General features: G+C 53.1%; 21 protein-coding genes and 1 pseudogene. 7 read left to right on the top strand and 15 right to left on the bottom strand.

Going from position 1 to position 25,362, the window contains the following annotated elements; all coding sequences use genetic code 11:
- Positions 1–7 precede the first annotated feature (7 nt).
- On the bottom strand, positions 8–1,435 hold the full coding sequence (gene cls / locus A8990_RS03890) for a cardiolipin synthase (protein ID WP_116187715.1): 1,428 nt from the start codon (positions 1,433–1,435) through the stop codon (positions 8–10).
- Positions 1,436–1,596: 161 nt separating this feature from the next.
- Here cls and A8990_RS03885 point away from each other — a divergent pair, with 161 nt between their 5' ends.
- On the top strand, positions 1,597–2,034 hold the full coding sequence (locus A8990_RS03885) for a bactofilin family protein (RefSeq protein ID WP_116187714.1): 438 nt from the start codon (positions 1,597–1,599) through the stop codon (positions 2,032–2,034).
- 61 nt (positions 2,035–2,095) lie between these two features.
- Here A8990_RS03885 and A8990_RS03880 read toward each other — a convergent pair whose 3' ends face one another.
- From A8990_RS03880 to A8990_RS03855, 6 genes are all read right to left on the bottom strand, one after another.
- On the bottom strand, positions 2,096–2,896 hold the full coding sequence (locus tag A8990_RS03880) for an ABC transporter permease (RefSeq protein WP_245995831.1): 801 nt from the start codon (positions 2,894–2,896) through the stop codon (positions 2,096–2,098).
- Positions 2,880–3,815 (bottom strand): ABC transporter ATP-binding protein, encoded by a 936-nt coding sequence (locus A8990_RS03875; RefSeq protein ID WP_245995830.1) that lies wholly within the window; start codon positions 3,813–3,815, stop codon positions 2,880–2,882. The genes A8990_RS03880 and A8990_RS03875 overlap by 17 nt, the downstream gene beginning before the upstream one ends.
- Before the next feature lie 127 nt (positions 3,816–3,942).
- Positions 3,943–4,158, bottom strand: a complete 216-nt coding sequence (locus A8990_RS03870) for a hypothetical protein (RefSeq protein WP_116187712.1) — start codon at positions 4,156–4,158, stop codon at positions 3,943–3,945.
- A gap of 16 nt (positions 4,159–4,174) precedes the next feature.
- Positions 4,175–4,630: a PilZ domain-containing protein gene (locus A8990_RS03865; RefSeq protein WP_116187711.1), complete on the bottom strand. Its 456-nt coding sequence runs from the start codon at positions 4,628–4,630 to the stop codon at positions 4,175–4,177.
- Between the two features lie 51 nt (positions 4,631–4,681).
- On the bottom strand, positions 4,682–5,194 hold the full coding sequence (locus A8990_RS03860) for a hypothetical protein (protein WP_147306765.1): 513 nt from the start codon (positions 5,192–5,194) through the stop codon (positions 4,682–4,684).
- A gap of 56 nt (positions 5,195–5,250) precedes the next feature.
- Complete coding sequence (locus A8990_RS03855) at positions 5,251–6,273, bottom strand: dTDP-glucose 4,6-dehydratase (protein ID WP_116187709.1); 1,023 nt, start codon at positions 6,271–6,273, stop codon at positions 5,251–5,253.
- Positions 6,274–6,540: 267 nt separating this feature from the next.
- Between A8990_RS03855 and A8990_RS03850 the strand changes: the two genes are divergently transcribed.
- Positions 6,541–6,909, top strand: a complete 369-nt coding sequence (locus A8990_RS03850; RefSeq protein ID WP_116187708.1) for a helix-turn-helix domain-containing protein — start codon at positions 6,541–6,543, stop codon at positions 6,907–6,909.
- Between the two features lie 59 nt (positions 6,910–6,968).
- On the opposite strand, the gene A8990_RS31375 is transcribed toward A8990_RS03850, so the two are convergent.
- On the bottom strand, positions 6,969–7,109 hold the full coding sequence (locus A8990_RS31375; protein ID WP_181909381.1) for a hypothetical protein: 141 nt from the start codon (positions 7,107–7,109) through the stop codon (positions 6,969–6,971).
- 307 nt (positions 7,110–7,416) lie between these two features.
- Positions 7,417–12,021, bottom strand: coding sequence for a glutamate synthase large subunit (gene gltB, locus A8990_RS03845; protein WP_116187707.1), 4,605 nt, complete (start codon positions 12,019–12,021; stop codon positions 7,417–7,419).
- Positions 12,022–12,509: 488 nt separating this feature from the next.
- On the opposite strand from gltB, the gene A8990_RS03840 reads away from it, so the two are divergent.
- A complete protein-coding gene (locus tag A8990_RS03840; protein ID WP_116187706.1) occupies positions 12,510–13,874 on the top strand; it encodes an SGNH/GDSL hydrolase family protein in 1,365 nt (454 codons plus the stop codon).
- 372 nt (positions 13,875–14,246) lie between these two features.
- Here A8990_RS03840 and A8990_RS03835 read toward each other — a convergent pair whose 3' ends face one another.
- From A8990_RS03835 to kapB, 4 genes are all read right to left on the bottom strand, one after another.
- Positions 14,247–16,265, bottom strand: a complete 2,019-nt coding sequence (locus tag A8990_RS03835; protein WP_116187705.1) for a YhgE/Pip domain-containing protein — start codon at positions 16,263–16,265, stop codon at positions 14,247–14,249.
- 174 nt (positions 16,266–16,439) lie between these two features.
- Positions 16,440–17,027 (bottom strand): TetR/AcrR family transcriptional regulator, encoded by a 588-nt coding sequence (locus tag A8990_RS03830; protein WP_116187704.1) that lies wholly within the window; start codon positions 17,025–17,027, stop codon positions 16,440–16,442.
- Positions 17,028–17,141: 114 nt separating this feature from the next.
- Positions 17,142–17,669 carry an orotate phosphoribosyltransferase gene (gene pyrE / locus A8990_RS03825; RefSeq protein ID WP_116187703.1) on the bottom strand — a complete coding sequence of 176 codons (528 nt, stop codon included), beginning with the start codon at positions 17,667–17,669 and terminating at the stop codon, positions 17,142–17,144.
- Positions 17,670–17,693: 24 nt separating this feature from the next.
- On the bottom strand, positions 17,694–18,083 hold the full coding sequence (kapB, locus tag A8990_RS03820) for a kinase-associated lipoprotein KapB (RefSeq protein WP_116187702.1): 390 nt from the start codon (positions 18,081–18,083) through the stop codon (positions 17,694–17,696).
- A 186-nt stretch (positions 18,084–18,269) separates the two neighbouring features.
- On the opposite strand from kapB, the gene A8990_RS03815 reads away from it, so the two are divergent.
- The 4 genes and pseudogenes from A8990_RS03815 (at position 18,270) to A8990_RS03805 (ending at position 20,698) form a co-directional block, all read left to right on the top strand.
- The gene (locus tag A8990_RS03815) at positions 18,270–19,385 is read left to right on the top strand and encodes an MGDG synthase family glycosyltransferase (protein ID WP_116187701.1); all 1,116 of its coding nucleotides are present in this window, start codon (positions 18,270–18,272) and stop codon (positions 19,383–19,385) included.
- Between the two features lie 109 nt (positions 19,386–19,494).
- Complete coding sequence (locus A8990_RS31225; protein WP_147306764.1) at positions 19,495–19,686, top strand: hypothetical protein; 192 nt, start codon at positions 19,495–19,497, stop codon at positions 19,684–19,686.
- A 15-nt stretch (positions 19,687–19,701) separates the two neighbouring features.
- A pseudogene (locus tag A8990_RS03810) lies at positions 19,702–19,956 on the top strand (alpha/beta hydrolase-fold protein); the annotation flags it as partial.
- A 265-nt stretch (positions 19,957–20,221) separates the two neighbouring features.
- Positions 20,222–20,698, top strand: coding sequence for a hypothetical protein (locus A8990_RS03805; RefSeq protein ID WP_116187699.1), 477 nt, complete (start codon positions 20,222–20,224; stop codon positions 20,696–20,698).
- Positions 20,699–20,886: 188 nt separating this feature from the next.
- On the opposite strand, the gene A8990_RS03800 is transcribed toward A8990_RS03805, so the two are convergent.
- Positions 20,887–22,623 (bottom strand): DUF5605 domain-containing protein, encoded by a 1,737-nt coding sequence (locus tag A8990_RS03800; protein ID WP_116187698.1) that lies wholly within the window; start codon positions 22,621–22,623, stop codon positions 20,887–20,889.
- A 15-nt stretch (positions 22,624–22,638) separates the two neighbouring features.
- Positions 22,639–25,344 (bottom strand): glycoside hydrolase family 78 protein, encoded by a 2,706-nt coding sequence (locus A8990_RS03795; RefSeq protein ID WP_116187697.1) that lies wholly within the window; start codon positions 25,342–25,344, stop codon positions 22,639–22,641.
- Between the last annotated feature and the right edge of the window lie 18 nt (positions 25,345–25,362).

The raw sequence follows: 25,362 nt of genomic DNA, 5'->3' as shown, positions 1-25,362 counted from the left end.
CCCCTCGTTACAACAACGGCGACAACATCCGTGCCGCAGCCTCTCCTACCTTCTGCTTCATCGGTCGTTTGCGGAACTCCGAAAGACTAACCTCAACGCAATTGGACAAATCGTCCATAAAGTCCGCCGTTAACCGCTCGATCGCCGCCTCATCAAACAGCAGCGCATTAATTTCGAAGTTACTGTAGAAGCTCCGCATATCCATGTTAGCTGTGCCGACCGAAGCGAGCAGCTTGTCGACGATCACCACCTTCGCATGCACGAATCCAGCCCTATACCGATAGATCCGTACACCTACGGCAAGCATCTCTTCCACATAGGATAGGGACGCCATCAGCACGAACTTCGTATCGGGCACATACGGAATAATGACCCGGACATCCACGCCGCCGAGCGCCGCAGTCCTTAAAGCCATCAGGATGCTCGCATCCGGTATGAAATACGGCGTTGTAATATAGATCCGCGACTTCCCGGCAGACACCGCCGCAAACACATATTCCAGAATCGCATCGTCCCGCATATTGGGACCGCTCTGCACGATTTGCACCTGCTCCATGCTCTCGCACGAATGCTCGGGCAAGTACGCAGCGCCCGTCAGCTTCTTCTTCGACGTATACCACCAATCGTACATGAACACTTCCTGCAGAAAATAAACGGCATCGCCCCGAAGCCGCAGATGCGTATCCCGCCAGAAGCCCAGCTTCGGATTGCCGCCGACATATTCCTCGCCGAAGTTGATCCCTCCGACAAAGCCGACGAGACCGTCAACGACGATGATTTTGCGATGATTGCGGAAGTTCATCCGTTTCTCGAAGAAGGCAATGCGCGGCGACAGGAAGCATTGCATCTCTACGCCTGCCCGAAGGAGCTCCTCCACATAGTTGTCGTTTAACTCCACACTGCCGATCCCGTCATAGATAACGCGCACTTCTACGCCGGCTCTTGCCCGCTCTATCAGCAGCTCCTTCAGCTGCCGTCCAATCCGGTCGTCCCTGATCGTATACGACTCGACATGCACATGATGCTTCGCCTCCGCAATCGCTTCGAACATCGCTGAATATGTCGCTTCCCCGTTCGCCAGTACGGTCGATTCGTTGCAGCCGGTAATCGGGGAAACCGAAAGATTTTGCAAAATGTGATAGAGCCTCTCTTGCTGTTCGAAGCGGTTGCCCTGCATATCGCTTTGCCGGTGAATAAGCTTGCAGCGAAGCAGCGCTCTGCGGAGCGTATCCGACATATAGATGCCTCGCTTTCGAATCCTTCTTCGCCGCTGATACTCTTGCGCGAGGAAGTAGTACATCACGAAGCCGATAATCGGCAGTACGAACAGTATGAGCAGCCAAGCAAGCGATTTTGCCGGATGGCGGTATTCCAGAATGAGTATCGTCGCGATTTGAAAAATAAAGATGAGAAGTGCGGCAAGCAGCCAAATCATTGTAGAATTCCCCCATTTCCTCCCCGATAACGTACCACTAGCTTTCACAACCCCTAAGAGGGGTATACATCTTTAGCAGGGTTAGTTGGCATGTTTCTAAGCTTCTAAGAATAAATAGCATTATGCACGTAACCGTGAGAGAAGGCGGGTGAAAAGCTGCAATGTTCAGAGAAGCAAAGCGGAGCGCATCGGCTGAAACCCTTATCGGACACGGCACTCATGTCGAAGGGAAGCTGATTTGCGAGCACAGCATAAGGATTGAAGGCGAATATCGGGGCGATATCGAATGCAAGGGCGAGGTCATTATCGGCGAATATGGCGTGGCGCGTTCGAGCATTACGGCCCAAGATCTCACAATTGCCGGCAGGGTTCATGGCGATATCGTCGTGAAGGGCCGGCTTACGATTACAGCATCCGGACAGCTGTTCGGCAATGTGCTGGCGCATACGATGCTGATCCAGGACGGCGGCATCTACAACGGCAATTGCCGGATGGAGCGCCAGACCGAGCCGCGTACGAGGCAACTGCCGGAGAACGAAGCGTCAACCGGGCAGCAGGCGCAGCAGCAAGCGAAGGAGAAAGCCCGGCAAGCGGGGTAAGCAGCACAAAAGGAGCCTCGAACCGGCTTTCCCAAATCCGGCAAGGCTCCTTTCTTATGTGCTAGGTCGCTACGTCCCGCTTATTGAAGATCAGCCACGTAACGCCAATGAAGATGATATAGTAGCCGGCTAATACAGCGAGCGAGAAACCGAGCGTCATATGGTGCGCGATTTCCGAGCTCTGCAAATATTGCTTCAAATTCAGGTGCAGGAACAGCAGGTATTCGACCCACTTATACTTGAGCGACATGAGGATGCCGCTGGCGATAAGCCCGAAGAAGTAGATGAACATGGACAGACCGATCGCAAGTCCCCCGCTGCGGAAGATCGTCGACAGCATGAAGCTGAATGTCACGATCATAATAAGTCCAATGTAATCGAGCACATACGCTTGAATCATATAGAAGAACGGATGCGCACTGTTCAACACGCCGAGCGCCTCGTTAGCTGTTGCGCTGTCGTTGTAGCCGAACAAGATGAGGTTCAGCACAAATGACGAGACGAACATCAGCAAGGTTTGCACGAGAGCAAACAGGAGCAGTGAAATGTACTTCGACAGCAGAATCTTGCTCCGACTCCACGGCCGGATGAGCAGCAGCTTAATCGTGCCGGACGAGAACTCCCCAGCCACGCTCTCCGCTGATATGACGACGGTAAAGATCGTAATCAAATAGTACATCAGCTGGTCGATGCCATTCATGACGGTCCACATCGTTTCCTTCTCGGACAGCCACCTCGTCAATGAGCTGGACACGATGACGAGCAACAGAATAATACCGAGCATAATCCAAGTGCCGATTCGGCGGTAAATCTTCATATTCTCATTACGGACAAGCTGCAAAAAATCAAACAACCTGCTCACCTCCCGTCATCTCCAGGAATTGATCCTCCAGAGATTTGTTCAGGACGCGAATGCCGTATACTTTAATGCCCGCTGCAACAAGCGATGCATTAATTTGCGCAATTGTCTCGCGGTCAGCCCGCACCAGCGCAGCGTCCTCTTCCCTCTCAGCGCCATGCTCTGCGAGCAGCAGCACCGCTTTGTCCGGCTGATCGACCTCGAACAGCACCTGGCTCGATTCTTCGCCGAGCGGCTTATCCGAACGGATGCTGCGCACGTCGATAAGCTTGCCGGCTTGAATAATGGCAACACGGTCGCACATGAGCTCCATCTCGCTCAGCAGATGGCTCGATACGAATACCGTTATGCCCTCTTCCTTCGCCAGCTTCCTCAGGTAATCTCGGAGCTCGCGAATGCCCGCAGGATCAAGCCCGTTCGTAGGCTCGTCCAGAATGAGCAGCGTCGGCTTATGCATAATCGCTTGCGCCACGCCAAGCCGCTGGCGCATGCCGAGCGAGTACGTCTTCACTTTGTCGTTGATGCGGCTCTTCAGGCCAACGAGCTCGACGACTTCATCGATGCGCTGTCTCGTAATGCCGGGCACCATCCGCGAGAAGTGAAGCAGGTTCTGGAAGCCCGTCAAATATTTGTACATTTCCGGGTTTTCTACGATGGCGCCAACGTGGCGAATCGCTTGCTCATAATCGGTCCGAATGCTATGACCTTCAATAAGAACGTCGCCCTTGGTCAGCGACATAAGTCCGACCATCATACGAATGGTGGTCGTCTTGCCCGAACCGTTGGGACCGAGGAAGCCGAACACTTCCGCACGAGGCAAATCAAGCGTTAAGCCGTCGATAATTGTACGCCTGCCAATCGTCTTCGTCACTTGCTGCAGTCTGACGATCGGCTGCTCGATCGAGTCGAATGAACTGTGCACTTCTAATACCCCCTGTTTGGCAAAGCGCTGCATGCGGGAACGGTAAACCATAGATGCCCCGCACCAACACCAGTATACCGAAGTCAGGAAGCGATTGGAAGTTTTTGCTTAGTGCTTTAGCAGATGTTTAGACATACTGCAGCAGCTGTTCATTCGACTCCAGCATTGATAGTGCGACAGTGTCCATGCGCATATTCCGCTGCTCCGGCGGCCTGCAGCAGGATTTGCACCAGCCAAGCGGGTAAATGACCCGGTAGAACCCGGTCAGAAACACTCTCTCGGCTTCATATCTTGGCAGCATGCAGCCGCAAGCTACGCAATGAAACTGATCTTTATTTAGCAAGCTTATCACTCCTCTTCTATCCTTTAACATCCAGCCGGCTGATTTCCGCTTCTTTCTTATAGGTCATCTTGCGATACAGCTCATGTATACGCACCTGTCTTGGACTCATTGTCTGAAGCTTAGCCAGTAAGGCGCACACAATCGCTTTGCGAATGCCGTCATCCGGGATGAAAGAGCAGCCATATACGTAGAAATTGTCTTCCTTCCGGCGCCATACCACATGTCCGAGCAGACAGAACTGCCATTCGTCCAGCGTAATCGAGAATTGCAGCAGATAGCTCTTGCTGACGGGAAAACGCAGATGGCTCTGGAAACGCAGCCCGGTAGGGCTCATATTGTGAAGCAGCACCACGGACGCGCCGGAATCCGCTCCCTCGCCATCCACATTACATATGGACACTTCCGCATGCGCGCCATCTCGTAGCCGAATTCGAATATGCTCGCGCGGCTGCTTCTCGCTCGACTTTTCCACGTCAATGCCTCATTTCAACTGGAATCGAATCGATCACTTGCATCCATAGCATTAATGCGTATTCTGAGAACTTCCTGCATGTGTTTGCTCATAGGACCAGAGCACCTTCCACTTGCCGGATTCATATGCCGCAAAGCAAGGCTGGTTGATAGTGAAGTTGCCATACTCGCTGTGGAAGGATTCCTCCACATGGAACTCGTAGACGAGCGGAATCGGTGCGGCATCCGCGCTCATTTTCCAATCGGCAATGCGCGTGGGGCTGCCAATATGTACATCGAACGTATTCACGCCGAAGTCCTGCATCAAGATATGAGCACGATTCTGTATGTACTCCGCCTTATTGAAGCGCTGCTGCATCTCGGGATGGAACAGCTCCCAAGCGCTGCCGTAATCCCCCTGCTGCTCATATTCATAGAACTGTTCCACCGCCGCTTGCGCCTGCTCGTCATCTCCTGACCCAAACAGCCCGGAAAAGTTCCGCCAGCTGAGCCACACGACTAGCACGATGACTGCGCCAAGCAGCAGCTTCATCCCCGGTAAACCGCCTCTTCGCTGTCTGCTCATTTATGAACCACCCCTGTCCAAAAAAGCTATTTCACTTTATGAACGGGGGGCTTGTTTTATACCTTTAATTCCTTCGATCTCACTTCCATCAGCTGCTGCCACTGCGCATGATTATGTTCAAACCAGGCAACCGTTTCTACGATCCCTAGCTCGAACGTATACTTAGGTCTCCAGCCTAGCGCGGCGAGTTTGGAAGGATCCATCGTGTTGATTCGATATGTTTGCTGTGTTTGATGTATTTGTTGTGTAGCTTCTACACTTGTCTTATTTGGTAAGCGAACTGCCGGCTTTTCGAGCAGTCCGAGGATTAGCTCAGCTACATCCGATTGGCGGCGTTCATTATAGCTTCCGATGTTATACACCTCTCCGGCCTTGCCATCATGCAGCACCAGGTCGATCGCTGACGCATGGTCCATCACATGCAGCCAATCATGGGCATGGCGGCCATCGCGAGTATCCGGAAGTGACTCATTATATATTGCGCTTGTAATGAGTCGCGGAATAAACGAATGTTCTTGATAGTGAAACGGACCATAGCAGCATGCCGAGCGTGCAACGTTTACATGGAGTCCGTGAGTAATATCACCCGCAGCTAGGACGAGCAGATCTGCCTCCGCCTTGCTCGAAGCATACAAATTGGTCGGAGCAAGCTTGCTTGCTTCTGTAAAATAGCCAGGTCCGTCAAGCGAGCCGTACACCTCGCCTGTTGAGATTTGCACGAATCGTTTTACCTGCTGCATACGGCAGGCATCAAGCAGAACTTGCGTGCCGAATACGTTTGTTCGTGCTAGAAGCTCGGTATCCTCCGCGGTTGAAGCTGCATTCGTCTCAGCAGCGAAGTTAATGACAGCGTCTATTCCGAACCACTTAATCGTCTCGCACACAAGCGCGCTATCGCATATATCACCTTGTACGAATTTATGACGGTCATGGCTGAACAGATCTGATAAGTGAATGAGCTTGTCCACGCAAGTAAGCTGGTCGTAATTCACGATCGTATAGTCTGGATAGCGATCAAGCATATACCGAATGAAGTTGCTTCCAACAAACCCTGCTCCGCCAGTCACCATCAGCCTCATGACCAATCTACTCCTATACAGTAAAATTATTTTGGACCGGTTTCAGACATTCCAATTTGGGGTAAAATTAGAAACAGTTGTATTAAACGATTCAATTCGTTTCGTATCAAATGATACAATTTGTAACTGATACACTTTATACATTAAGATACATTATGTAACATGTCAATTCTTTTATTTTTCGACTCGTGACATTTTGTATCTTTGCATGCATTTGTTTACAATTCGTATTATTATTGTTGTATATCTCGAATCAGGAGGAGAAATATGGGCATTGGTAATCGGATTTCCAAACTGAGAGACGATCGGGGCTGGACGCAGGAACAGACAGCGGGGCTGCTCGGTATATCACGCGCGGCACTATCCCATTACGAGAAAAACCGACGTGAGCCGGATACGGAAACGTTATCAAAGTTTGCCGACTTGTTTAAAGTAACTGTCGATTTCTTGGTCGGCCGGACGAACTCTCCTCATGTAACTGTCGACACGCCAGTACGTGATTTTGTGGATCAACTGGAGCTTTCCGAAGAAGATCTGCTAAGCCGCTTCGCTCTAACAATCGATGGCCAGAAGCTCTCGCCTGAAGAGGCTCGCCGCTTCATTGCCTTCGTGCGTGCGGAACGGAATATGAAATAATGGATTTGAAATAATTAAAACCATAGTCGTTAACCGACTATGGTTTTCGTTTCGTATATTTATTTTTGTAATGGCGGCAAGTCTGCAGGCCAATTCGCAAGATCGATACCAAGCTGCTCCAAAATGGTGCGTACGTCCAATTCTATGGCTGCCTGCGAGGTGTTATGTACCTCTTGTTTCTGATCTTCTATTTTTCTCATCCCGCGGTTCCTACTCCCTCTAATTATAGTGAACCTTTTGCCGAACGTCTTCCCCTAGCTTTCCCGACCACCACTCCAATCGATTGACCGAATCCTTTATTTTTTCTCTCTTCTGTACTTGTCTGTTCTCATTATATCCATTCCATTCCAAAAAGGGTGTCGAAGGATGTGCGACTAATCTCACATGGCGCTTCTATTATTGTCGATTATTGGTAAATTATAATACCGTTTCGTAAACTTTATGACACAAAAAGAAGCCGGCAGCGAAATGACTCGCTGCACGGCTTCTTTTGTCATACTAACGTATTCAGTTCCCGCCTACACGCGCGAGTTCTTTCATATTCGCTTCGAAAGCTGCGAGAAGCGCTTCATCTCCAGCCAGGCCGGATTGCTCCATCTTCTCGATTTGCTGCAGCATCCGCTTGTAGTCTTTCGGGATGACTTTGACGAATTTCTCTTTGGACGCTTCCCAATCGGACAGCAGTCGTTTGCCGATTTCACTGCCCGTGTAATCCACATGGCGCTGAATCATGGACTGTAATTCATCCGAATCACGCTGTTCCTCTACGCGCTCCAGAAGCACCATCTCGATGTTGCAATGCTTGTAGAAATCGCCTGCTTCATCAAGCACGTACGCGACGCCGCCGGACATACCTGCCGCGAAGTTACGGCCAGTGCCGCCAAGGATAGCAACGCGTCCGCCTGTCATATACTCACAGCCGTGGTCGCCAACGCCTTCGACAACGACATTCACGCCGGAGTTACGTACTGCAAAGCGCTCACCTGCGATACCGCTGATGTACGCGTCGCCGCCCGTTGCACCGTAGAATGCGGTGTTACCGATAATGACGTTCTCTTCTGGCTTGAAAGTCGCCTTCGGAGACGGAGCAACAATGATTTTACCGCCGGAGAGACCTTTACCGACATAGTCATTGGAGTCGCCTTCAAGCGAGAGCGTAATGCCCTTCGGTACGAATGCGCCGAAGCTTTGGCCGGCAGAGCCGACAAAGTGGAACGAAATCGTATCTTCAGGCAAGCCCTTCGCACCGTAAGCGCGAGTCACTTCACTGCCGACGATTGTACCGACAACGCGGTTCACATTCGTAATCGGCAATGTTGCGCGGACTTTCTCGCCGGATTCGATCGCAGGCTGTGCAAGCGGCAGCAGCTTCTGCATATCAAGCGTTTCTTCCAGCTTATGATCCTGCTCTTGCGTGCAGAAGCGCGCAGAGCCTTCCGGCAATTCCACTTGATGCAGCAATGGCGTCAGATCAACGCCTTTGAGCTTGTAATGCTCGATCAGCGATTTGGTCTTCAGGCGGTCAACGCGGCCGACCATCTCCCCAATCGTACGGAAACCAAGCTCAGCCATAATTTCACGCAGCTCTTGCGCTACGAACAGCATGTAGTTGGCTACGTGGCTTGGATCGCCCATGAACTTCTTGCGAAGATCCGGGTTCTGTGTCGCCACGCCTACCGGACAAGTATCCAATTGGCAGACACGCATCATGATACAGCCAAGCACGACAAGCGGAGCTGTCGAGAAGCCATATTCTTCTGCGCCTAGCAATGCTGCGATCGCAAGGTCGCGGCCGTTCATGATCTTGCCGTCTGTTTCAACAACGACGCGGTCACGGAGGTTGTTGAGCATCAGCGTTTGATGCGTTTCAACGAGGCCCAGCTCCCACGGCATACCCGCATGGCGGATCGATGCAAGCGGAGAAGCACCGGTACCGCCGTCATAACCGCTGACGAGGATAACGTCTGCGCGGCCCTTCGCTACACCGGCAGCGATTGTTCCGACACCGACTTCGGATACGAGCTTCACGTTGATACGAGCGCGACGGTTCGCGTTCTTGAGATCATAAATGAGCTCAGCCAAATCTTCGATCGAATAAATATCGTGATGCGGTGGAGGCGAGATGAGACCTACGCCTGGCGTCGAACCGCGAACTTCGGCAACCCAAGGGTATACTTTACGTCCTGGCAGCTGGCCGCCTTCGCCTGGCTTCGCGCCTTGCGCCATCTTGATTTGAATTTCATCGGCATTGACCAGGTAGTTGCTCGTTACGCCGAAACGGCCGGAAGCAACTTGCTTGATCGCGCTGCGGCGGGAATCGCCGTTCGCATCCGGGATGTAACGGGCCGGATCTTCGCCGCCCTCGCCTGTATTGGATCTGCCGCCGATGCGGTTCATCGCAATTGCGAGCGACTCATGCGCTTCTTTACTGATCGAGCCGTACGACATCGCGCCAGTTTTGAAGCGTTTCACGATCGATTCAACCGACTCCACTTCATCCAGTGGCACTGGCTGAGCGTCGTAGTTGAACTCGAGCAGCGAGCGAAGCGTCAGATGCTTCTTATCTTCACCCTGCACGAGTGCAGAGAATTTCTTATACAGCTTGTAGTCGTTGTTACGGGAAGCCATTTGCAGCGTATGAATCGTCTGCGGGCTGAACAAGTGATCTTCGCCGTCTTTACGCCATTGGTATTCACCGCCGGAATCAAGCTCTCTCTCGCGGCCCTCTTGCTCGGAGAATGCACGGTTGTGATGCTTGAGCGTCTCTTCGGTAATCACGTCAAGGCCGATACCGCCGATACGAGTCGCTGTCCAAGTGAAGTATTGATCAACAACCTCTTCCTTCAGACCAACCGCCTCGAAAATTTGTGCGCCGCGGTACGATTGGATCGTGGAGATACCCATCTTGGACAGGATCTTAACGACGCCCTTCGTAGCTGCTTTAATGAAGTTCTTCACCGCTTTATCATGCTTCACGCCGCGCAGCATGCCTTGGCGGATCATGTCATCAAGCGTTTCGAACGCCAAGTACGGGTTCACTGCGCTTACGCCGTAACCGAGCAATAGTGCAAAGTGATGCACTTCACGCGGCTCGCCGGATTCGAGCAGGATGCTTACTTTCGTCCGTGTGCCTTCGCGGATCAGATGGTGATGCAGGGCAGATACGGCGAGCAGCGACGGGATTGCCGCGTTCTCACGGTCTACGCCGCGGTCAGAAAGAATAAGGATATTATGACCTTTCGCAATAACGCGGTCTGCCGCTTCGCACATTTGCTTCAGGGCAAAACGCAAGCCTTCTTCGCCTTTGTCCGCTGCGAACAGCGTTGGAAGCGTGATGGACTTGTAGCCCGGACGGCGAATGTGGCGCAGCTTCGCGAACTCTTCGTTCGACAATACCGGCGTTGCCAGCTTGATATGGCGGCAGCTCTCTGGCTCTGGGTTCAGCAGGTTGCGCTCAGGTCCAAGCGTCGTGCCAGTCGCCGTAATGATCTCTTCACGAATCGCGTCAATCGGCGGGTTCGTTACTTGTGCGAACATTTGCTTAAAGTAGTTGAACAGACGCTGCGGGCGCTCCGATAGAATCGCAAGCGGCGCGTCATAACCCATGGAAGCGATCGGCTCAACGCCGCTGCCTGCCATTGGCTCAAGCACTTTGCGCAGATCCTCGAACGTATAGCCGAACGCCTGCTGGCGCTGTTCTACCGTTTCGTGGCTCGGCTCTGGCAATTCCGGTGCATCCGGAAGCTCATCCAAACCTACGAGATGCTCATCAAGCCACTCTTGGTAGGGGTGCTCCGAAGCGATTTGCGCTTTCACCTCTTCATCCGAAACGATGCGGCCAGCTTGCGTATCAACAAGCAGCATACGGCCTGGACGAAGGCGGTCTTTATATAGGATGTTCTCTGGGTCAACGTGAACGGTACCTGCTTCGGAACCGAGAATGATCACATCGTCCTTCGTTACATAGTAACGAGCTGGGCGAAGGCCGTTCCGGTCAAGAATCGCACCGATTTGAGTACCATCGGTGAACGCCATAGCGGCTGGTCCGTCCCACGGCTCCATCAAACAGCTGTGGTATTCATAGAATGCACGCTTCTCATCGCTCATGCCTTCGTGGTTAGACCAAGGCTCAGGCACCATCATCATTGCCACATGCGGCAACGAACGGCCGGAGAGATAGAGAAATTCCAGCGTGTTGTCAAACATCGCCGTGTCAGAGCCGTCTGGATTGATGATTGGCTTGATCTTCGCCAAATCTTCACCGAACAATTCCGATGCGAACAGCGTTTGACGAGCATGCATCCAGTTCACGTTACCGCGAAGCGTGTTGATCTCACCGTTGTGAATGAGATAACGGTATGGATGCGCGCGCTCCCAGCTTGGGAACGTGTTCGTGGAGAAACGGGAGTGAACGAGCGCGAGCGCCGTTTCCATCGTCTCGTCATTGAGCTCGACGTAGAAGGAACGGACTTGCTCTGTTGTAAGCATCCCTTTATACACGATTTTTTTGCTGGACATACTGGAGAAATAGAAGCTATCGGCGCCTTCAGCGCCGGAATAGCGAATCGCAATCTCCGCACGTTTACGAATGACGTAGATTTTACGTTCGAAGGAGAGCTCATCTTTCAGCTCTGCACTCTTCCCGATGAACACTTGGCGAACGAACGGTTTAACCGACTTCGCAGAATGTCCAAGCTTCTCGTCGTTCGTTGGAACGGTACGCCAGCCGAGCAATGTTTGACCTTCCTCACGGATGATCGCCTCCAGCTCGCGCTCATGCTTGCTGCGAATGCTCTCGTCCTGGGACAAGAAAAGCATACCAACTGCATAGTCGCCGTTTGCTGGCAATTCTACACCGAGCTCTTTCATTTCACGGGCAAAGAAAGCATGCGGAATTTGCAATAAGATCCCGGCTCCATCCCCTGTGTTAGGCTCGCTGCCTTGGCCACCGCGATGCTCCATGTTCTCAAGCACCGTGAGTGCCTGTTGGATGATCGTGTGTGATTTAATTCCCTTGATGTTAGCCACAAAGCCCATTCCGCAAGCGTCTTTCTCAAATTGCGGATCGTATAGACCTTGCTTCGGCGGCAATCCTAACTGGTTCTCTTTCACTTGGATGCAACCTTTCTATGAGAAATTTTTAAATAAACGGAGGAATGGATTCTTATTCATGGAATCCGGCTTCAATTCCAGCGCGCTATCGCGTAGAATGAAGGTGTACACGCGGTTACCGCATAAGGCCAAAACAAGCGTGTCTGTCGAGCAAAAACGACCTTGCCTATCTGCATAGGCAGAAGCGTTTTGTGCGCAGATCATTCAGAGATGGATAATTATGAAACTATACATTCTGATATGATTCGAAAAAAAGACGCTGAGGCGGCTGTACAGCATGCCGTGCTCTTCAGCATCCTTCTGGTGAAACAGCGGGTGTACGAATTTTGTTATTATTTGATTGTACCATCACACCATAATGAATATCAATTTAATATTTTTATGGATTCGATAAGAGTTCTTTAGCACATCACAGCAGCAATCTGAAAAATTCTCAGAAAATTGTACATCTATTCTAACGCATAAATAATCAAAAGGATGTGTTTTTATTGTTTAGTAATTATAGGAAAGTTCCGAAGTGGGCGGTCTCGATAACCGCAGCAGCTGTTCTTCTAGGTTCAGCCGGGGTCTATGGATCATATGCAGATGCGCCTGCATCCGCACCTGTACAGGCAGTTGGACCAGTAAAAGCCTCGCCGGTTCTGTACGCAGCGCCAGCGTCACCGCAAGCGAAACTCAATCAGCCGCTGCATATTGTGGCCGTTGGCGACTCGCTCACAGCAGGCTACGAGCTTGGCATGACGGTCAATTCGATCCCGTATGGCTATGTGGATCGCATCTACGAGCAAGCCCTCTATCACACTGACGCTGACCTAAATAATTATGGCATTATAGCTCTGAAATCTTCCGGGTTAAAAGAACTTCTCGATTCCGTGACAGCAGGCAAAACAGTGACGGCGGAGCAAATCCAGCCAGGCTTATCGAAGTACCCGACTACAGAAGACATCGTTGCCAAGTCTTCGACGCAACTAAGCAATGACCTGAAGAAAGCCGATCTTGTTGTCATGACGATTGGCGGCAATGACTTCCTGTCCTTATTCGATGAAATAAAAGAAGAGTCGCTGAGCGCGGATCAACTGCGGACACGACTGGACAGCCATTTGGACAGTTATATTCCTACGCTAGAGTCTTCGCTGCGTTCGATTCTGAACCTGAATCCGAAAGCGACGATTGTGTTCGCGGATCAGTATTTGCCTGTGCCAGCGCCTTCAATACTGAACAAGGCCGTTACGGAAGATCAGTATAAGGTATTGACGGACGGCGTCGACAAGCTGAAGTCAATGGACGAAGAGCTTGCAGCGAAGCTGCAGAAGGAAGGCTCCGATGTACGTCTGGTTGACGTATCTAAGCCTTTCCTTGGCAATGAATTTGCATATACCTACATACTCCGAAGAGACATTCATCCGAAGCAGTCCGGTTATGACGTGATGGGCCGCCAGTTCGCTGACGGCATCTGGGGCGAGTACCGCGATCCGGCACCGCTTCAGACTGGCGCACCGCTTCGTGTTGTGGTGAATGGCACGGATCTAGCGGGTATAAATAAGCCTGTTCTTAAGAACAACACGACGTTCCTGCCCATGCGGGACATCGCGAATGCACTCCACGCGAACCTTGCTTGGGATAACAAGACGCGCACCGCAACCGTAACGTCCGGCAGCAACAAAGTCTCCTTCACAATTGGCGCAACGACGATGAAAGTGAACGGCCAATCGATGCCGCTCGAAACACCTGCTTACTTGCAGCAGGTCGGCAGCAACTCCGTCACTTATTTGCCGCTCGCAGCGCTATCGAAGGGACTCGGGTATAAGGTCGTGTACCGGAAGCCGATCGCGACGGTGTTTATTCGGGGATAATCGTTGGCGGCAGAGAGGCAACCAATCCGCCAAACCGATTAACGGGCTAGCTGACTGGCAGGTACAGTAAACCGGACAGACAGGCCAAGGTTTCGGCTTCCCTCCACGGGCTATATTGGATAAATCCATTCATTTTTCGAGAATACGGTGATCTGACGGGGCTATATTGGATAAATCTATTCATTCTTGGCAATTTAGGCCGAATTTGCTTGTTCTACGTGAAAATGATGGGATAAATCCAACATAGGAAGCAGGAATGCGGTTTTGACCTCTCCTGTGCTGGATTTATCCCATATAGAGCTAGAGGCAAAAAATAAAGGGCAAGGCTTCGCGCAGTTTGGTTGAACTGCTTGAAAGCCTTGCCCTTATTTGTTATGCGGTCAGCTCGACTGGCGATGCTGCTTGGCGTTTCTCTTTGCGGTGCATCATGGTGAACACGAGCAGCGTGAGTGCGGCAGAGATGACTCCGAACAGCGCCACGTGGAGCGCCATATTGCCGGTGATCACAAGCTCGTTGCCTGTGACGATCTCGCGGAACGCTTTGATCGTGTAAGTCATTGGCAGCCATGCACTGACGTGCTGCAGCCACGAAGGTACAAGCTCGGACGGATACGTGCCGGCGCTGCCTGTCAGCTGCAGGATGAGCAGCATAACGGAGACGAAGCGGCCCGGATTATCCAGCAATGTAACAAGGAACTGGATAATCATCATGAATGTGAAGCTTGCGAGCAGCGACATCCCGATGAATGCGCCCATGTGGTTCACATGCAAGCCGATGCCGTAAATCAAGATGAGATCGGCAATTGTCGCTTGAACGAGGCCGACGATGGCGAAGAGTGACAGCTTGCTGACGAACCAGCTCCAGCCGGAGCTTGGCCGCGATCCTGTCTCGCGCATCGGCATTACCGTCGTAGAGAGCAATGCGCCGACGAACAGACCGAGCGACAGGAAGTACGGGGTGAAGCCGGTGCCATAGTTCGGCACTTCGGTCAGTTTCACTTCCTCGACTTGTACAGGCTTCGCGAACATGTCGTACAGGGCATCGGTTCCGATGATGCCCCCGGTTTCGCCTGCGGCGTCGCTGAGCTTCGTCGACAGCTCGGCGGAGCCGCTAGCTAGCTTCGCTGTGCCGCTCGCGAGCTCGGCGGAGCCGCTTGCCAGCTTGCCGGCTCCGCCCGACAGCTGCGCCGCACCGCGGCCTGCGGCGGCTGTGCCGTCCGCCAGCTTCGCGGCGCCTGCCGCGGCACTATGCGCGCCAGCTGCGAGCTTGGCGCCGCTGTCGCTTGCTGCAGCGAGTCCCTGCTGCAGCTGCGCAAGACCTTGCTGCAGCTGGCTCTGCCCGCGCTGCAGCTCCGTGCCGCCGGCGGCCAGCTGCGCGCTGCCGCCGGAGAGCCCGGCCGCGCCCGCGGATACCTCGCGGGCTGCGCCGACAAGTCCTTGCAGCGCCGCATCCTGCGCTGCATCGGGGTGCGCGGCGGCGTACGCTTCGAGCGCCGCCGACAGCTTCGCGGCTGCGCCGGCCAGCTGCGCGCTGCCCTGCTTCGCCGAAGCGAGCCCCTCGGCCAGCTTCGCCCCGGCCGAGGCTGCCGCATCAGCGCCGCCGCTGAGCTTCGCGCCAGCGGCGTCAAGCTTGCCAAGGCCGGCGGACAATGCCGCCGTGCCATCGCTCACCTGCGCGGTGCCCTTCGCAAGCTGCTCCGCGCCTTGGTCAAGCGTCGCTACGCCGCCTGCCAGCTGCTGCGTGCTGCTCGCCAGCTTCGCGACGTTATCGCGCAGCTGCGCAGCGCCCGAGTTCGCATCCGCAGCGCCGCTGCTCAGCTGGCTCGCGCCGCCGCTTGCTTTGGCGATGCCAGCTGTCGCATCGCCGATGTTCGCGAAGACCGCCTCCGCGTAAGCCTTCGTGACTTGCTGCGAAATTTCCGTCTGCAGCTTCGCAATCGCGCTCTGTCCAATCTTCGCAGCCAAGTAGTTCCCGCTGTCGTTGGACATGTACGTGAGCGCCGCCGGCTGCGGTTTCTCATCCAGCAGCGTCGTGGCCTGCTTCGAGAAATTATCCGGAATTTCAACGGCATAATAGTACTTGCCGTCTTGAAGCCCTTGCTTTGCATCGGTTCGATTCACAAACTCCCACTTGAACTCCTTGTTCTCCTTCAATTCCTTCACGAGGTCGCTGCCGACTGCGAGATCCTTGCCTTTGAACTGCGCGCCTGCATCCTCGTTCACGACGGCGACCGGCAGCTCGTTCAGCTTGCCGTATGGATCCCAGAACGATCCGATCAGCATGCCGCTATACATGATCGGTATGAACATGACGCCGATGATCGAAATAATCAGCTTCCGGTTGCGCATGATGCGCACAAATTCTTTGCCCGTAAACGATAAAGCCTTCACTTTCCTCACACCTTTCAATTTTATAATTTTGAACAACTGACCGAATTGGACAATTGGTCATTCAATCTCAAAAAAAGAAGCAGCAATCGCCGCTTTCTTTATTGAACATCTTGGTTTTCATGAAATTGTACTTAGACTTTTCTCGAAATTGAACTTCATGGTTTTCTTGAATGACTACCCCGCCGCAATCCCATCACGCAAAAGCGAAGTAAAATAAGCAGCGATCTGCTCGCGTGTCAGCGGCTCCCGGTGTTTGTTCCACTCCGCGCTAAGCGCAACATACATGCGGAGCATGATGAATGCAGTCAACGCAGGGTCTATTGCCCGGAGCTCGCCTTTCTTAACTGCAAGCTCGACTTCATTCTGGATGAACCCGTGAATAGCCGTTTCCATCTTCGCAATACCGTCCTTCGCCATCGGCGTGCCGATGTCGCGAACCTCCTGCGAAAGCTTCACAATCAACTCATGCTTCTCGCGGAATAACAGCAGTTCATGCAGCACGGAGGCCAGGTTGTCGAAGAAATTTCGCTCCCGGTCAATGACGCGTTCTGCAAGCACCCGAAGCTCTGCGCAAAGATGACCGATGATTTCGCTGAACAAGTCTTCCTTCGTGGCGAAAAACGTATAGATGGTGCCTTTGCCGACTGCAGCGATTTTGGATACCAGCTCCATCGTCGTCGCTTTGTAACCGAACATTGCGAACGATTTCGCCGCCGCTTCAACAATCTGCAGCCTGCGATCGACCGGCTTCTTCTGTTCCATAAATGCCCCAGCCTCCTTCATGAACTCCGATGACACTTATATTATCAAAAACTGACTAAAAATACAATATGGTCACTCGGTCAGTTTCGCAACTTATTCTGTTCCTCGTACCATTCATTTACTCGCATTCACAAGCTCATCCATTGTAAGCAGTGCATAAAGCTTCAGACCAGCAGCCTCCAGGTTAGCTCGTCCATCTGGATGACGTTCAATGACGCAAACAACATCCTGCACAATCGCCCCGGCTTCCCGCAGCTCTTTTACACTTTGGAGAATCTGGCCGCCAGTTGTTACGACGTCTTCAATGACACATACCTTCTGACCGCGCACTTCTGCGCCTTCAGCGATCTTGCGCGTTCCGTAGGCCTTCGCTTGCTTCCGGACAAAAGCAGCCGAAATGCCCGTGTGCAGTGACAGCGCCGTCGCAATCGCAATCCCGCCCATTTCAAGCCCTGCCAGCACATCGGTGCCGACCGGAATCCGCGAGGACAGCTCCGCTGCAATCGCGCTCAGCAGACGAGGATTCGCTTCAAACCTGTACTTGTCAAAATAAGTATCCGACTGCTGGCCGGACCGCAGTGTGAACTCGCCCGACAACTTCGATGCTGCGTATATCTCCCGCGCGAGTATTTGCTTATTCATGAATGGCAGCCTCCTTGGCTCATTCTACTTATAGTCCTTCGCCAGCTGCTCCAGCTGTGCAAGACTGCGTTCTGCCCAGCGCTTCAGTCGGTCAATGGCCTCGATCTCGGCTTGAACCGCTGCCTGGAGCGATTCTTTGTAGTCAGGCACTTCTCCGCGGAATGGTCTGATATCGCTGTATGGTACATTCGTTTTCTCCGTATAGCTTAGCGCTCTGCGCTCGTGGAACATTGGCACGTCCGGATTGTACGGATTGTGCAGATCGCCCTGTTCTGGATGCTTCAAGACGGCCAGCACCTTCAGAAGCGCGCGAGGACCGTTCGTTTCCATGACTTCCCCTGCATATTGACCTGTTTTATTGGTAAACGCTACAACTGTACCCAACTCCGGGATCCATTTTTCTTGCTGCTGCATGTTTCAACCACTCCTATCTCATTTCGTTTGCTTCAAGGCGCATTTCTTCTATTTTTTAGGATAGTTTAAGGCGCTGGGCAACTGCAAGTGCTAATTCCAATCTTGTGTTGTGTTCTGATGCATCGTAATATTGAGTAGGAGCCATTATTTTAGGTTGTTGATCCGGTTAGAGAAGCAGGTGAAGAAATGCGTAAAAAACGAGTGTTGCTCCTTTCCGAAGGGTTCGGATCCGGACATACCCAAGCTGCATATGCACTAGCAGTCGGGCTGCGTTCGCTTGATCCCCATATTCAAACCCGAGTGTTCGAGCTGGGCAATTTTCTCAATCCGGTTATTGGGCCATTAATTGTATCCGCCTATCGCAAAACCGTTACCAAGCAGCCGAAACTTCTCGGCACGCTTTATCGCAGACAATATAAGAAATCATTAAACCGTTTTACGCAGCTTGCACTGCACCGTTTGTTCTATAAACATACAGCCCAAGTGATTGCACAGCTGAAGCCTGACCTTATCGTCTGTACGCATCCCGTTCCGAACGCCGTTGTGGCGCGCTTGAAGCGGCTCGGTCTTAATGTTCCGCTCTATACGCTCATTACGGACTACGACGCGCACGGCACTTGGACGAGCTCTGAAGTGACCAAATACTTAGTGTCGACTGCAGACGTGAAGAAGAAGTTGACCGATCGCGGCATTCCGGCGAGCCGAATCCAGGTGACCGGCATTCCGGTGCATCCGAACTTCTGGCAAACGCATGACCGCTCGGAGCTGCAAGCGCAGTTCGATCTGAAAGCACTGCCAACCGTCCTTATTATGGGCGGCGGCTGGGGGATTATGTACAGCGACGATCTGCTCTCGTATATGACGCGCTACCGTGATTCCGTCCAGCTTATCTACTGCGTCGGCAACAACGATAAGGCGCGGGAGCGAATGCTCGCGGATCCGAACTTCCAGCACCGGAACATTAAAGTGCTCGGCTTTACGAAAGAGATTAACAAGCTGATGGATCTCTCCGATCTGCTTATTACGAAGCCTGGCGGCATGACTTGCACGGAAGGTCTGAGCAAAGGCATTCCGATGCTGTTCTACGAGCCGATTCCGGGACAAGAAGAAGTGAACTGCGAATATTTCGTCGCGAGCGGCTTCGGCGAAATGCTTGAATCCACCGAGACGATCGACAAGTGGTTTACGATCATCCAGGAGCCGTACACATCTGTGCAGCACCGGATGGACCTGATGAATAAACGCAATCAACAATACAACCCGATGGAATGTTCGCGTGCCGTCCTGCAGCTGATGCAGTGACGGCTTTTTTTTAATGTCGATGATGGAAAGTCTGTAAACTGAAACTACAAAGTCGGTTATGAAATTACTTAAAACATGAGTTTTTGTCGACGTCATTGGGGTATCAAGTGTGCGTGGACATTTTAGTCCGCCGCCGGAGCATGGCTGGCCGACGCTATACTTGCTTCACGGATACAGCGAAGGAAACAGCTTGTTCATGCGGTACACGATCATTGAGCATTTATTAAAGTGGGATGTGCCTACCCCTCTCGCCGTCGTTATGCCTGCTGCGAGCAACAGCTTTTGTACCGATTCGCTTTAAGGAAACTACTGGACCTACGTGGCTCACGAACTGCCGCAGCGCGTCGAGTCGATGTTCCGTCTATCCTCGAGACGTGAAGATCGCTTCATCGCCGGCTTCTCGATGGGCGGCTTCGGCGTTTTGAAGACTGCGCTCAATCCGCCGGACCGCTATGCCGCTGCTTTCTCCATCTCAGGCACGCTGCTCAATTTCTTCGACATGCCGCAGCAGACTCCGGACAACGATGTGCTCATCCGTATGCGAACGAGAGTTCCTGGATATTCTGCGTAGGATTAAGAGCCGGATTAGGGAGCTTCATGCTGTGAAATAGCCGTCGCCGTCACCGCCGCACGATTCTATCGGACTCAGACGCTCTTACTCACCGCATAATAGCCCTAACCAGACTCTAACGGACTCTTTGCGTCCGAAGCGTCTCTGTAGTCCGTTATGCTGCCGTTGTCCCCACAAAGACAGAAACCCATGTCTTTTACGCAGACATGGGTTTCTTTTCCTGTTCTTACCCTCAATATAAGCGAGGTCGAGGGGCTTAAGCCTCTTGTTCCGTCGCATTCCACAGCCCCCGCAAACGGTAATAGCGAAACCCGTGGAGCTCTCTAGCATCCGCGAAGCTTCGCTCAATCGTCTCTTGTCGTTTCCTCTTCTTCTCTTTGCTGCTTTCGAGCGGAATTCGCCGAATGTAGGGTACTGGGTGCTCCTCTTTGCTGTTTTCGAGCGGAATTCGCCGAATGTAGGGTACTGGGTGCTCCTCTTTGCTGTTTTCGGGCGGAATTCGCCGAATGTAGGGTACTGGGTGCTTCTCTTTGCTGTTTTCGGGCGGAATTCGCCGAATGTAGGGTACTGGGTGCTTCTCTTTCCTGTTTTCGAGCGGAATTCGGCTTATGTAGGGTATTGGGTACCATCCAGCTTGTCGAGAAAGAGGGCGATGATGGATAAATCCAACAAGGAGTACGGTTTAGGCGGAAACAGTCAAGCTATAATGGAAAAATCCAACACCCCCCCAGAAATGACCTAATACCTAGATATTTGAGTGGAGAAATCCAACATAGCACCGGTGCCCTATGCGAGTCACATGAGTGAACCACTCCGCCGCGAATCGTTGAACCAACTCACTGAGACTTTCTCGACAGCCTGAAACCCGACACCATGTCGGGTTTCTTTCTCTTACTCTCGCGCTTCTACATGCTTCTACTCTCGCGCACGTTAGTCGACTTTAACGATCCTCACCACGATATACTCGCGACCAGGAAGCTCGATCCGGAAGCTGCCTTCGAACGTTCCTTCGGCAGGCTCAATCGTCATATTCCACGTATCAATCACATCGACGGTGTAACGGACGCCAGGCTGCATGTGGAACACGCGGAAACCAGGACGGTTGAAGCCAAAGTAATAGAGCATGTATTCGCCGGCAACGCCGCCGATCGGCACATCCCAATCCATCGGACCTTTCGGCAGCGGATTGATGCCTTGCTTCGGACCTTCCTCCATGATTCGCCGCAAAAAGGCGATTCTAGCAGGGCTCGTGCCGTGAAGCTCGCCGCCTTTTGCCCACCACAAAATATCGTCCGGATGCAGGTACGTCTCGCCATGACCCACATAGCCTCCGCGAACCGCGCCTTCCCAGAAGCGTCTCGTCATTTCCTCGCCGCTAATGTTGCCCCAGCCCGTCTCTACGTTGCCCTCGTATGCGCACTCGTCGATAACGACGGGTTTGTTCCATTTCTGTCGCCATTCGTCCGTATACTCGGCCGTCCGGTAGACGTCCTGACGTTGAATGCTGCAGTGGGTAATCCAAGGCCGGGAGTAGTCGTAGAACGGATTGCAGTTATGGATGGAGATTAGATGTCCGTGCGGATCGTTCTCTGTCACGATGCTTGCGAACCTCTCCCAATCCTCCGTCTCTTTCTCCCACATCAAATCGTACTCGTTGGCGAGCGACCACCAGATATGGCGATATGCAGACAGCCTTGCCGTGATGTAGCGCAAGTAACGATCATCTGCTTCCCGTCCCATCTCCGAGAATCCCCAGCGGTCATAGGCGTGGAACAGAATGAGATCCGCTTCGATACCTAAGCTGCCGAGCTCTGCGATCCGCTTCTCAAGATGCTGGAAGAAAGCCGGATTAAACCTGGTATAGTCCCAGCCTCCCTCTTGCAAACCTTCGAACGGATAACGCTCCGGCTCATTCTGGTTATACAGATAAGCTTTCGGAAAAACGCACATCCGAATCTTGTTAAATGGCGAAGCGGCCAGCGTCTTCATAGTCAGCTCTTCCAGCTCGTCACCTTGATGCGTCCATACATAACAAGTCGTTCCAACCGGAATGTATGGCGTACCGTCCGCGTAACTGAAGTGGAAAGTATTCGTTACGGAAACTGGGCCGCGATTGCCTGCCGCTGGCGCAGTTGCCGAGAACGTCCCTTCGATGCCATCAAGGGAACGGGCATTGCTGCTCGTACGGAAGCTCCACTCCCCCTCCGTATCCGGTATGAATCGGCTCAGGTACTTACCCTCACCATCATAGAATCCAAGCGCTTCGTGTGTCCTGCCATCACAAGTGAACTGCGCGCTCAGCCTGACTTCTACGAACGGATTGCCATGGCTCGGTCCTTTCAGCGCCAGTTCAAACACGCCCCAGCGCTCGACCGTCGCCGGGGAGGAGATCGCTGCCGAACCCGTGCCAACCGTCTCGCTCTCGTAAGTCGATTGTGGTACTGGCTCAGGAGATTCAGCTATGGGCTCGATATTCTCCAGCTCGCGAAGGATCGTCTCTCTCACTTCCGCTGAGAGGGAATCGAGATAGGACCCGAACGTTCCAAGCTTGCGGAACTGAAGGAAGAAGTCTGAACCCGCAAGTGTTGGATCTAGACGAAATAACAGCGCTCGCGCTTCCGGGTGCTTCAACACATGCCCGAATTTTGATGCTGCGTCGAATATCACTTGTTCCGTTCCTCCTTAAGAAAGTGTTTGATAGACGAACCGATAGTCGCCTGATGCTGCAAGCAACTTAAGGCCTGCCGTTGTTAGTTCGATATTCTGAATGCCCTCAGCGTCAGCCAGAGCAATGCCGCTTTCTGTTATGTCCTCTATGGACGCCGATCCGGGCAACACAATTTCCGCCCGTGTGTTCGGCGGGATGACGACGGTAACTTCCATACCACCACCGCTGCCAAACTGCTCCCTGCTCCATCGTGAGATAAGCGTGCCGTACATCGTCTCGAGCTTACCTTCCGCCCATGTCAGGCCAGGTCCCGGCTGGGGCTGGATACGAATTTGCTTGTACCCTGGCTGATCTTCAACCATGTGAATACCTGCTACGTTCCGATACAGCCAATCGCCGATCGCACCATAGGCATAATGATTGAACGAGTTCATCGAATCGCTCCAGAAGCTGCCGTCTTGCTTAATGCCGTCCCAATGCTCCCAGATCGTCGTTGCGCCTTTGGTCACCTGATACAGCCATGAAGGATAATCCTGCTGAAGCAGCAGCTTGTAAGCTTCGTCATTCTGCCCATTCTCGCTTAGCGCGAAATTCAAGTAAGGCGTGCCGACGAAGCCGGTTTTCAGATGGTGGTCGCTCTCTTCGAGCAGCTCCATCAGCTTGCTTATCGCCTTCTCTCTGGCATCGCCATGCAGCAGGCCGAAATACAACCCGATCACCTGAGCGGTCTGCGTTGGTATAGTCATCTCTCCGGATGGCTGCACATATTTGGCCTCGAAGCTGCTGCGAATCGCGTCGTACAAGCTGGCGTAATCGCGAGCGTCATCCCATCGGCCAAGCAGATCTGCCGTTTTCTGTACAATTGACGTCGAGTACGAGAAGTACGCTGTCGCGACATAATGCATGTCCGTTCCGCCGATGGGACTATTCGGATCAGGACCGTCCAGAGCAAGCCAATCGGCAAAATGAAACCCCGTATCCCATAGCGACTCGGTACCGCCTTGCCCCCGTATATATTCGACCCATGCGCGCATGCTCTCATATTGATCCTCAAGAATCCGCTTATCGCCATAGCATTGATAAACCGTCCACGGGACGATGACCGCCGCATCTCCCCAAGCTGCCGAATTCACCGGCCTGCCGAAATTTTGCAAGCTCGGCTTCTTCTCCAGCATGTTCGGCACGACGAACGGCACGCCGCCATCCGGGTCCTGATCCGCGCTTAAATCACCGAGCCACTTGCCGAAGAATGGCGCCACATTCGCCAAGTATCCGGCTGTGCGCGCGAATACTTGCGCGTCTCCTGTCCAGCCAAGCCGTTCATCCCGCTGCGGGCAGTCGGTGGGAACGTCTAGGAAGTTCCCCTTCAGCCCCCATGTAATGTTGTGCTGAAGCTGGTTCACAAGCGGCTCCGAGCAGGCAAAGCTGCCAGTCATCTGCATGTCGGAATGGAGTACCACGCCGATGAAATCGTCCGGCCGGACCGATTCACCGAACCCGCTCAGCTGAACATAGCGGAAGCCTTGGAACGTGAATCGCGGCTCGAACGTCTCGGGTTCATTGCTTTTCTTCGTATACGTGATAAGCTGTTTCGCTGCACGAATGTTGCCGTTATAGAAATTGCCTTCCTTATCCAGCACTTCAGCATGGCGCAGCATAACGGTCTGTCCCTCGTCTCCGCGCACGGTGAAGCGCACCCAGCCGACCATGTTCTGTCCCATGTCGAGGACGGTATCGCCGCTTGGCGTGTGCAAAATCGCAATCGGAGCAAGCTCCTCAATCTTGCGCACAGGTACGTTCTCTTGCGGAATGAGAATCGACTTCGAGTGCTCTATGAGCTTAACAGGCAGCCAATCAGAGCCGTCAAAGCCAGCCTGGCTCCAGCCTTCCTTCTCCAAATTCGCATCGTAGGTCTCGCCATGATACAGCTCGGACATGAGGATCGGACCTGTCGCCGCCCGCCAGCTGTCATCCGAAGCAATGACGATGCTTCGTCCGTCAGCCAGCTCGATATGAAGCTGAAGCAGCAGCGCGGTCTGGCTGCCGTACAGCTCGCGATGGCCATCCCAGCCTAGGTAGCCTCTGTACCAACCGTTCGCGAGCTGTGCGCCGATCGCATTGTCGCCGCTCTGCAGCAGCTCCGTCACCTCGTAGGTTTGAACCTGCAGCCGATGATCGTAGCTCGTCCAGCCAGGCGAGAAATAACTATCGCCTACCCTTTGCCCATTCAGCTCCAACTCATAGATACCAAGTGCCGTCGCGTAGATTCGAGCTGACGTCACGATGCCGTCTATCGCGAAGTCTCTGCGAAGCATCGGCACTGCCTCAGGAAACACATCGCCGCCGATTTTCTCTGGAGCGGCGATCCAATCCGCATCCCATTTGCCCGCATCCGTCAGCCCTGTCTCCCAGAACGCCGTCTCGGACCAACCAGATCCTTCGCCCGCTTCGTTCCATGCTTCGACGCGATAGTAGTAGCGGGTGCGCGGAAGAATCGCCAGCTCCTGCGGCTCAACGTGAACCGATTGCTCGCTGCGCACGACCTCCGAATCCCACACAATGGAGTCGAACTGCTCGCCGAGCGAAACCTGAAGCCGGTATGCCGACTGTACCGTTCCTCTCCGATCCGATTGCAGCTTCCAGCTTAGCCGCGGAATTCGTGCGCCGAGCCCGATCGGATTGATCCGGTAATCGCAGCGCAATTCATAAATGCCGAACATAGCCGTCTCCCCCTCGCT

This window comes from Paenibacillus taihuensis, from assembly GCF_003386535.1.
Classification (GTDB): Bacteria; Bacillota; Bacilli; order Paenibacillales; family Paenibacillaceae; genus Paenibacillus_Z; species Paenibacillus_Z taihuensis.
This window is presented reverse-complemented; position numbering and strand designations above follow the sequence as displayed.

Excerpts from the sequence above, each read along its gene's own strand:
- pyrE (WP_116187703.1), bottom strand. The coding sequence starts at position 17,669 with ATGAATAAGCAAATACTCGCGCGGGAGATATACGCAGCATCGAAGTTG.
- A8990_RS03830 (WP_116187704.1), bottom strand. The coding sequence starts at position 17,027 with ATGGAACAGAAGAAGCCGGTCGATCGCAGGCTGCAGATTGTTGAAGCG.
- A8990_RS03850 (WP_116187708.1), top strand. The coding sequence starts at position 6,541 with ATGGGCATTGGTAATCGGATTTCCAAACTGAGAGACGATCGGGGCTGG.
- kapB (WP_116187702.1), bottom strand. The coding sequence starts at position 18,083 with ATGCAGCAGCAAGAAAAATGGATCCCGGAGTTGGGTACAGTTGTAGCG.
- A8990_RS03885 (WP_116187714.1), top strand. The coding sequence starts at position 1,597 with ATGTTCAGAGAAGCAAAGCGGAGCGCATCGGCTGAAACCCTTATCGGA.
- A8990_RS31375 (WP_181909381.1), bottom strand. The coding sequence starts at position 7,109 with ATGAGAAAAATAGAAGATCAGAAACAAGAGGTACATAACACCTCGCAG.
- cls (WP_116187715.1), bottom strand. The coding sequence starts at position 1,435 with ATGATTTGGCTGCTTGCCGCACTTCTCATCTTTATTTTTCAAATCGCG.
- A8990_RS03855 (WP_116187709.1), bottom strand. The coding sequence starts at position 6,273 with ATGAGGCTGATGGTGACTGGCGGAGCAGGGTTTGTTGGAAGCAACTTC.
- A8990_RS03795 (WP_116187697.1), bottom strand. The coding sequence starts at position 25,344 with ATGTTCGGCATTTATGAATTGCGCTGCGATTACCGGATCAATCCGATC.
- A8990_RS03860 (WP_147306765.1), bottom strand. The coding sequence starts at position 5,194 with ATGAGCAGACAGCGAAGAGGCGGTTTACCGGGGATGAAGCTGCTGCTT.
- A8990_RS03815 (WP_116187701.1), top strand. The coding sequence starts at position 18,270 with ATGCGTAAAAAACGAGTGTTGCTCCTTTCCGAAGGGTTCGGATCCGGA.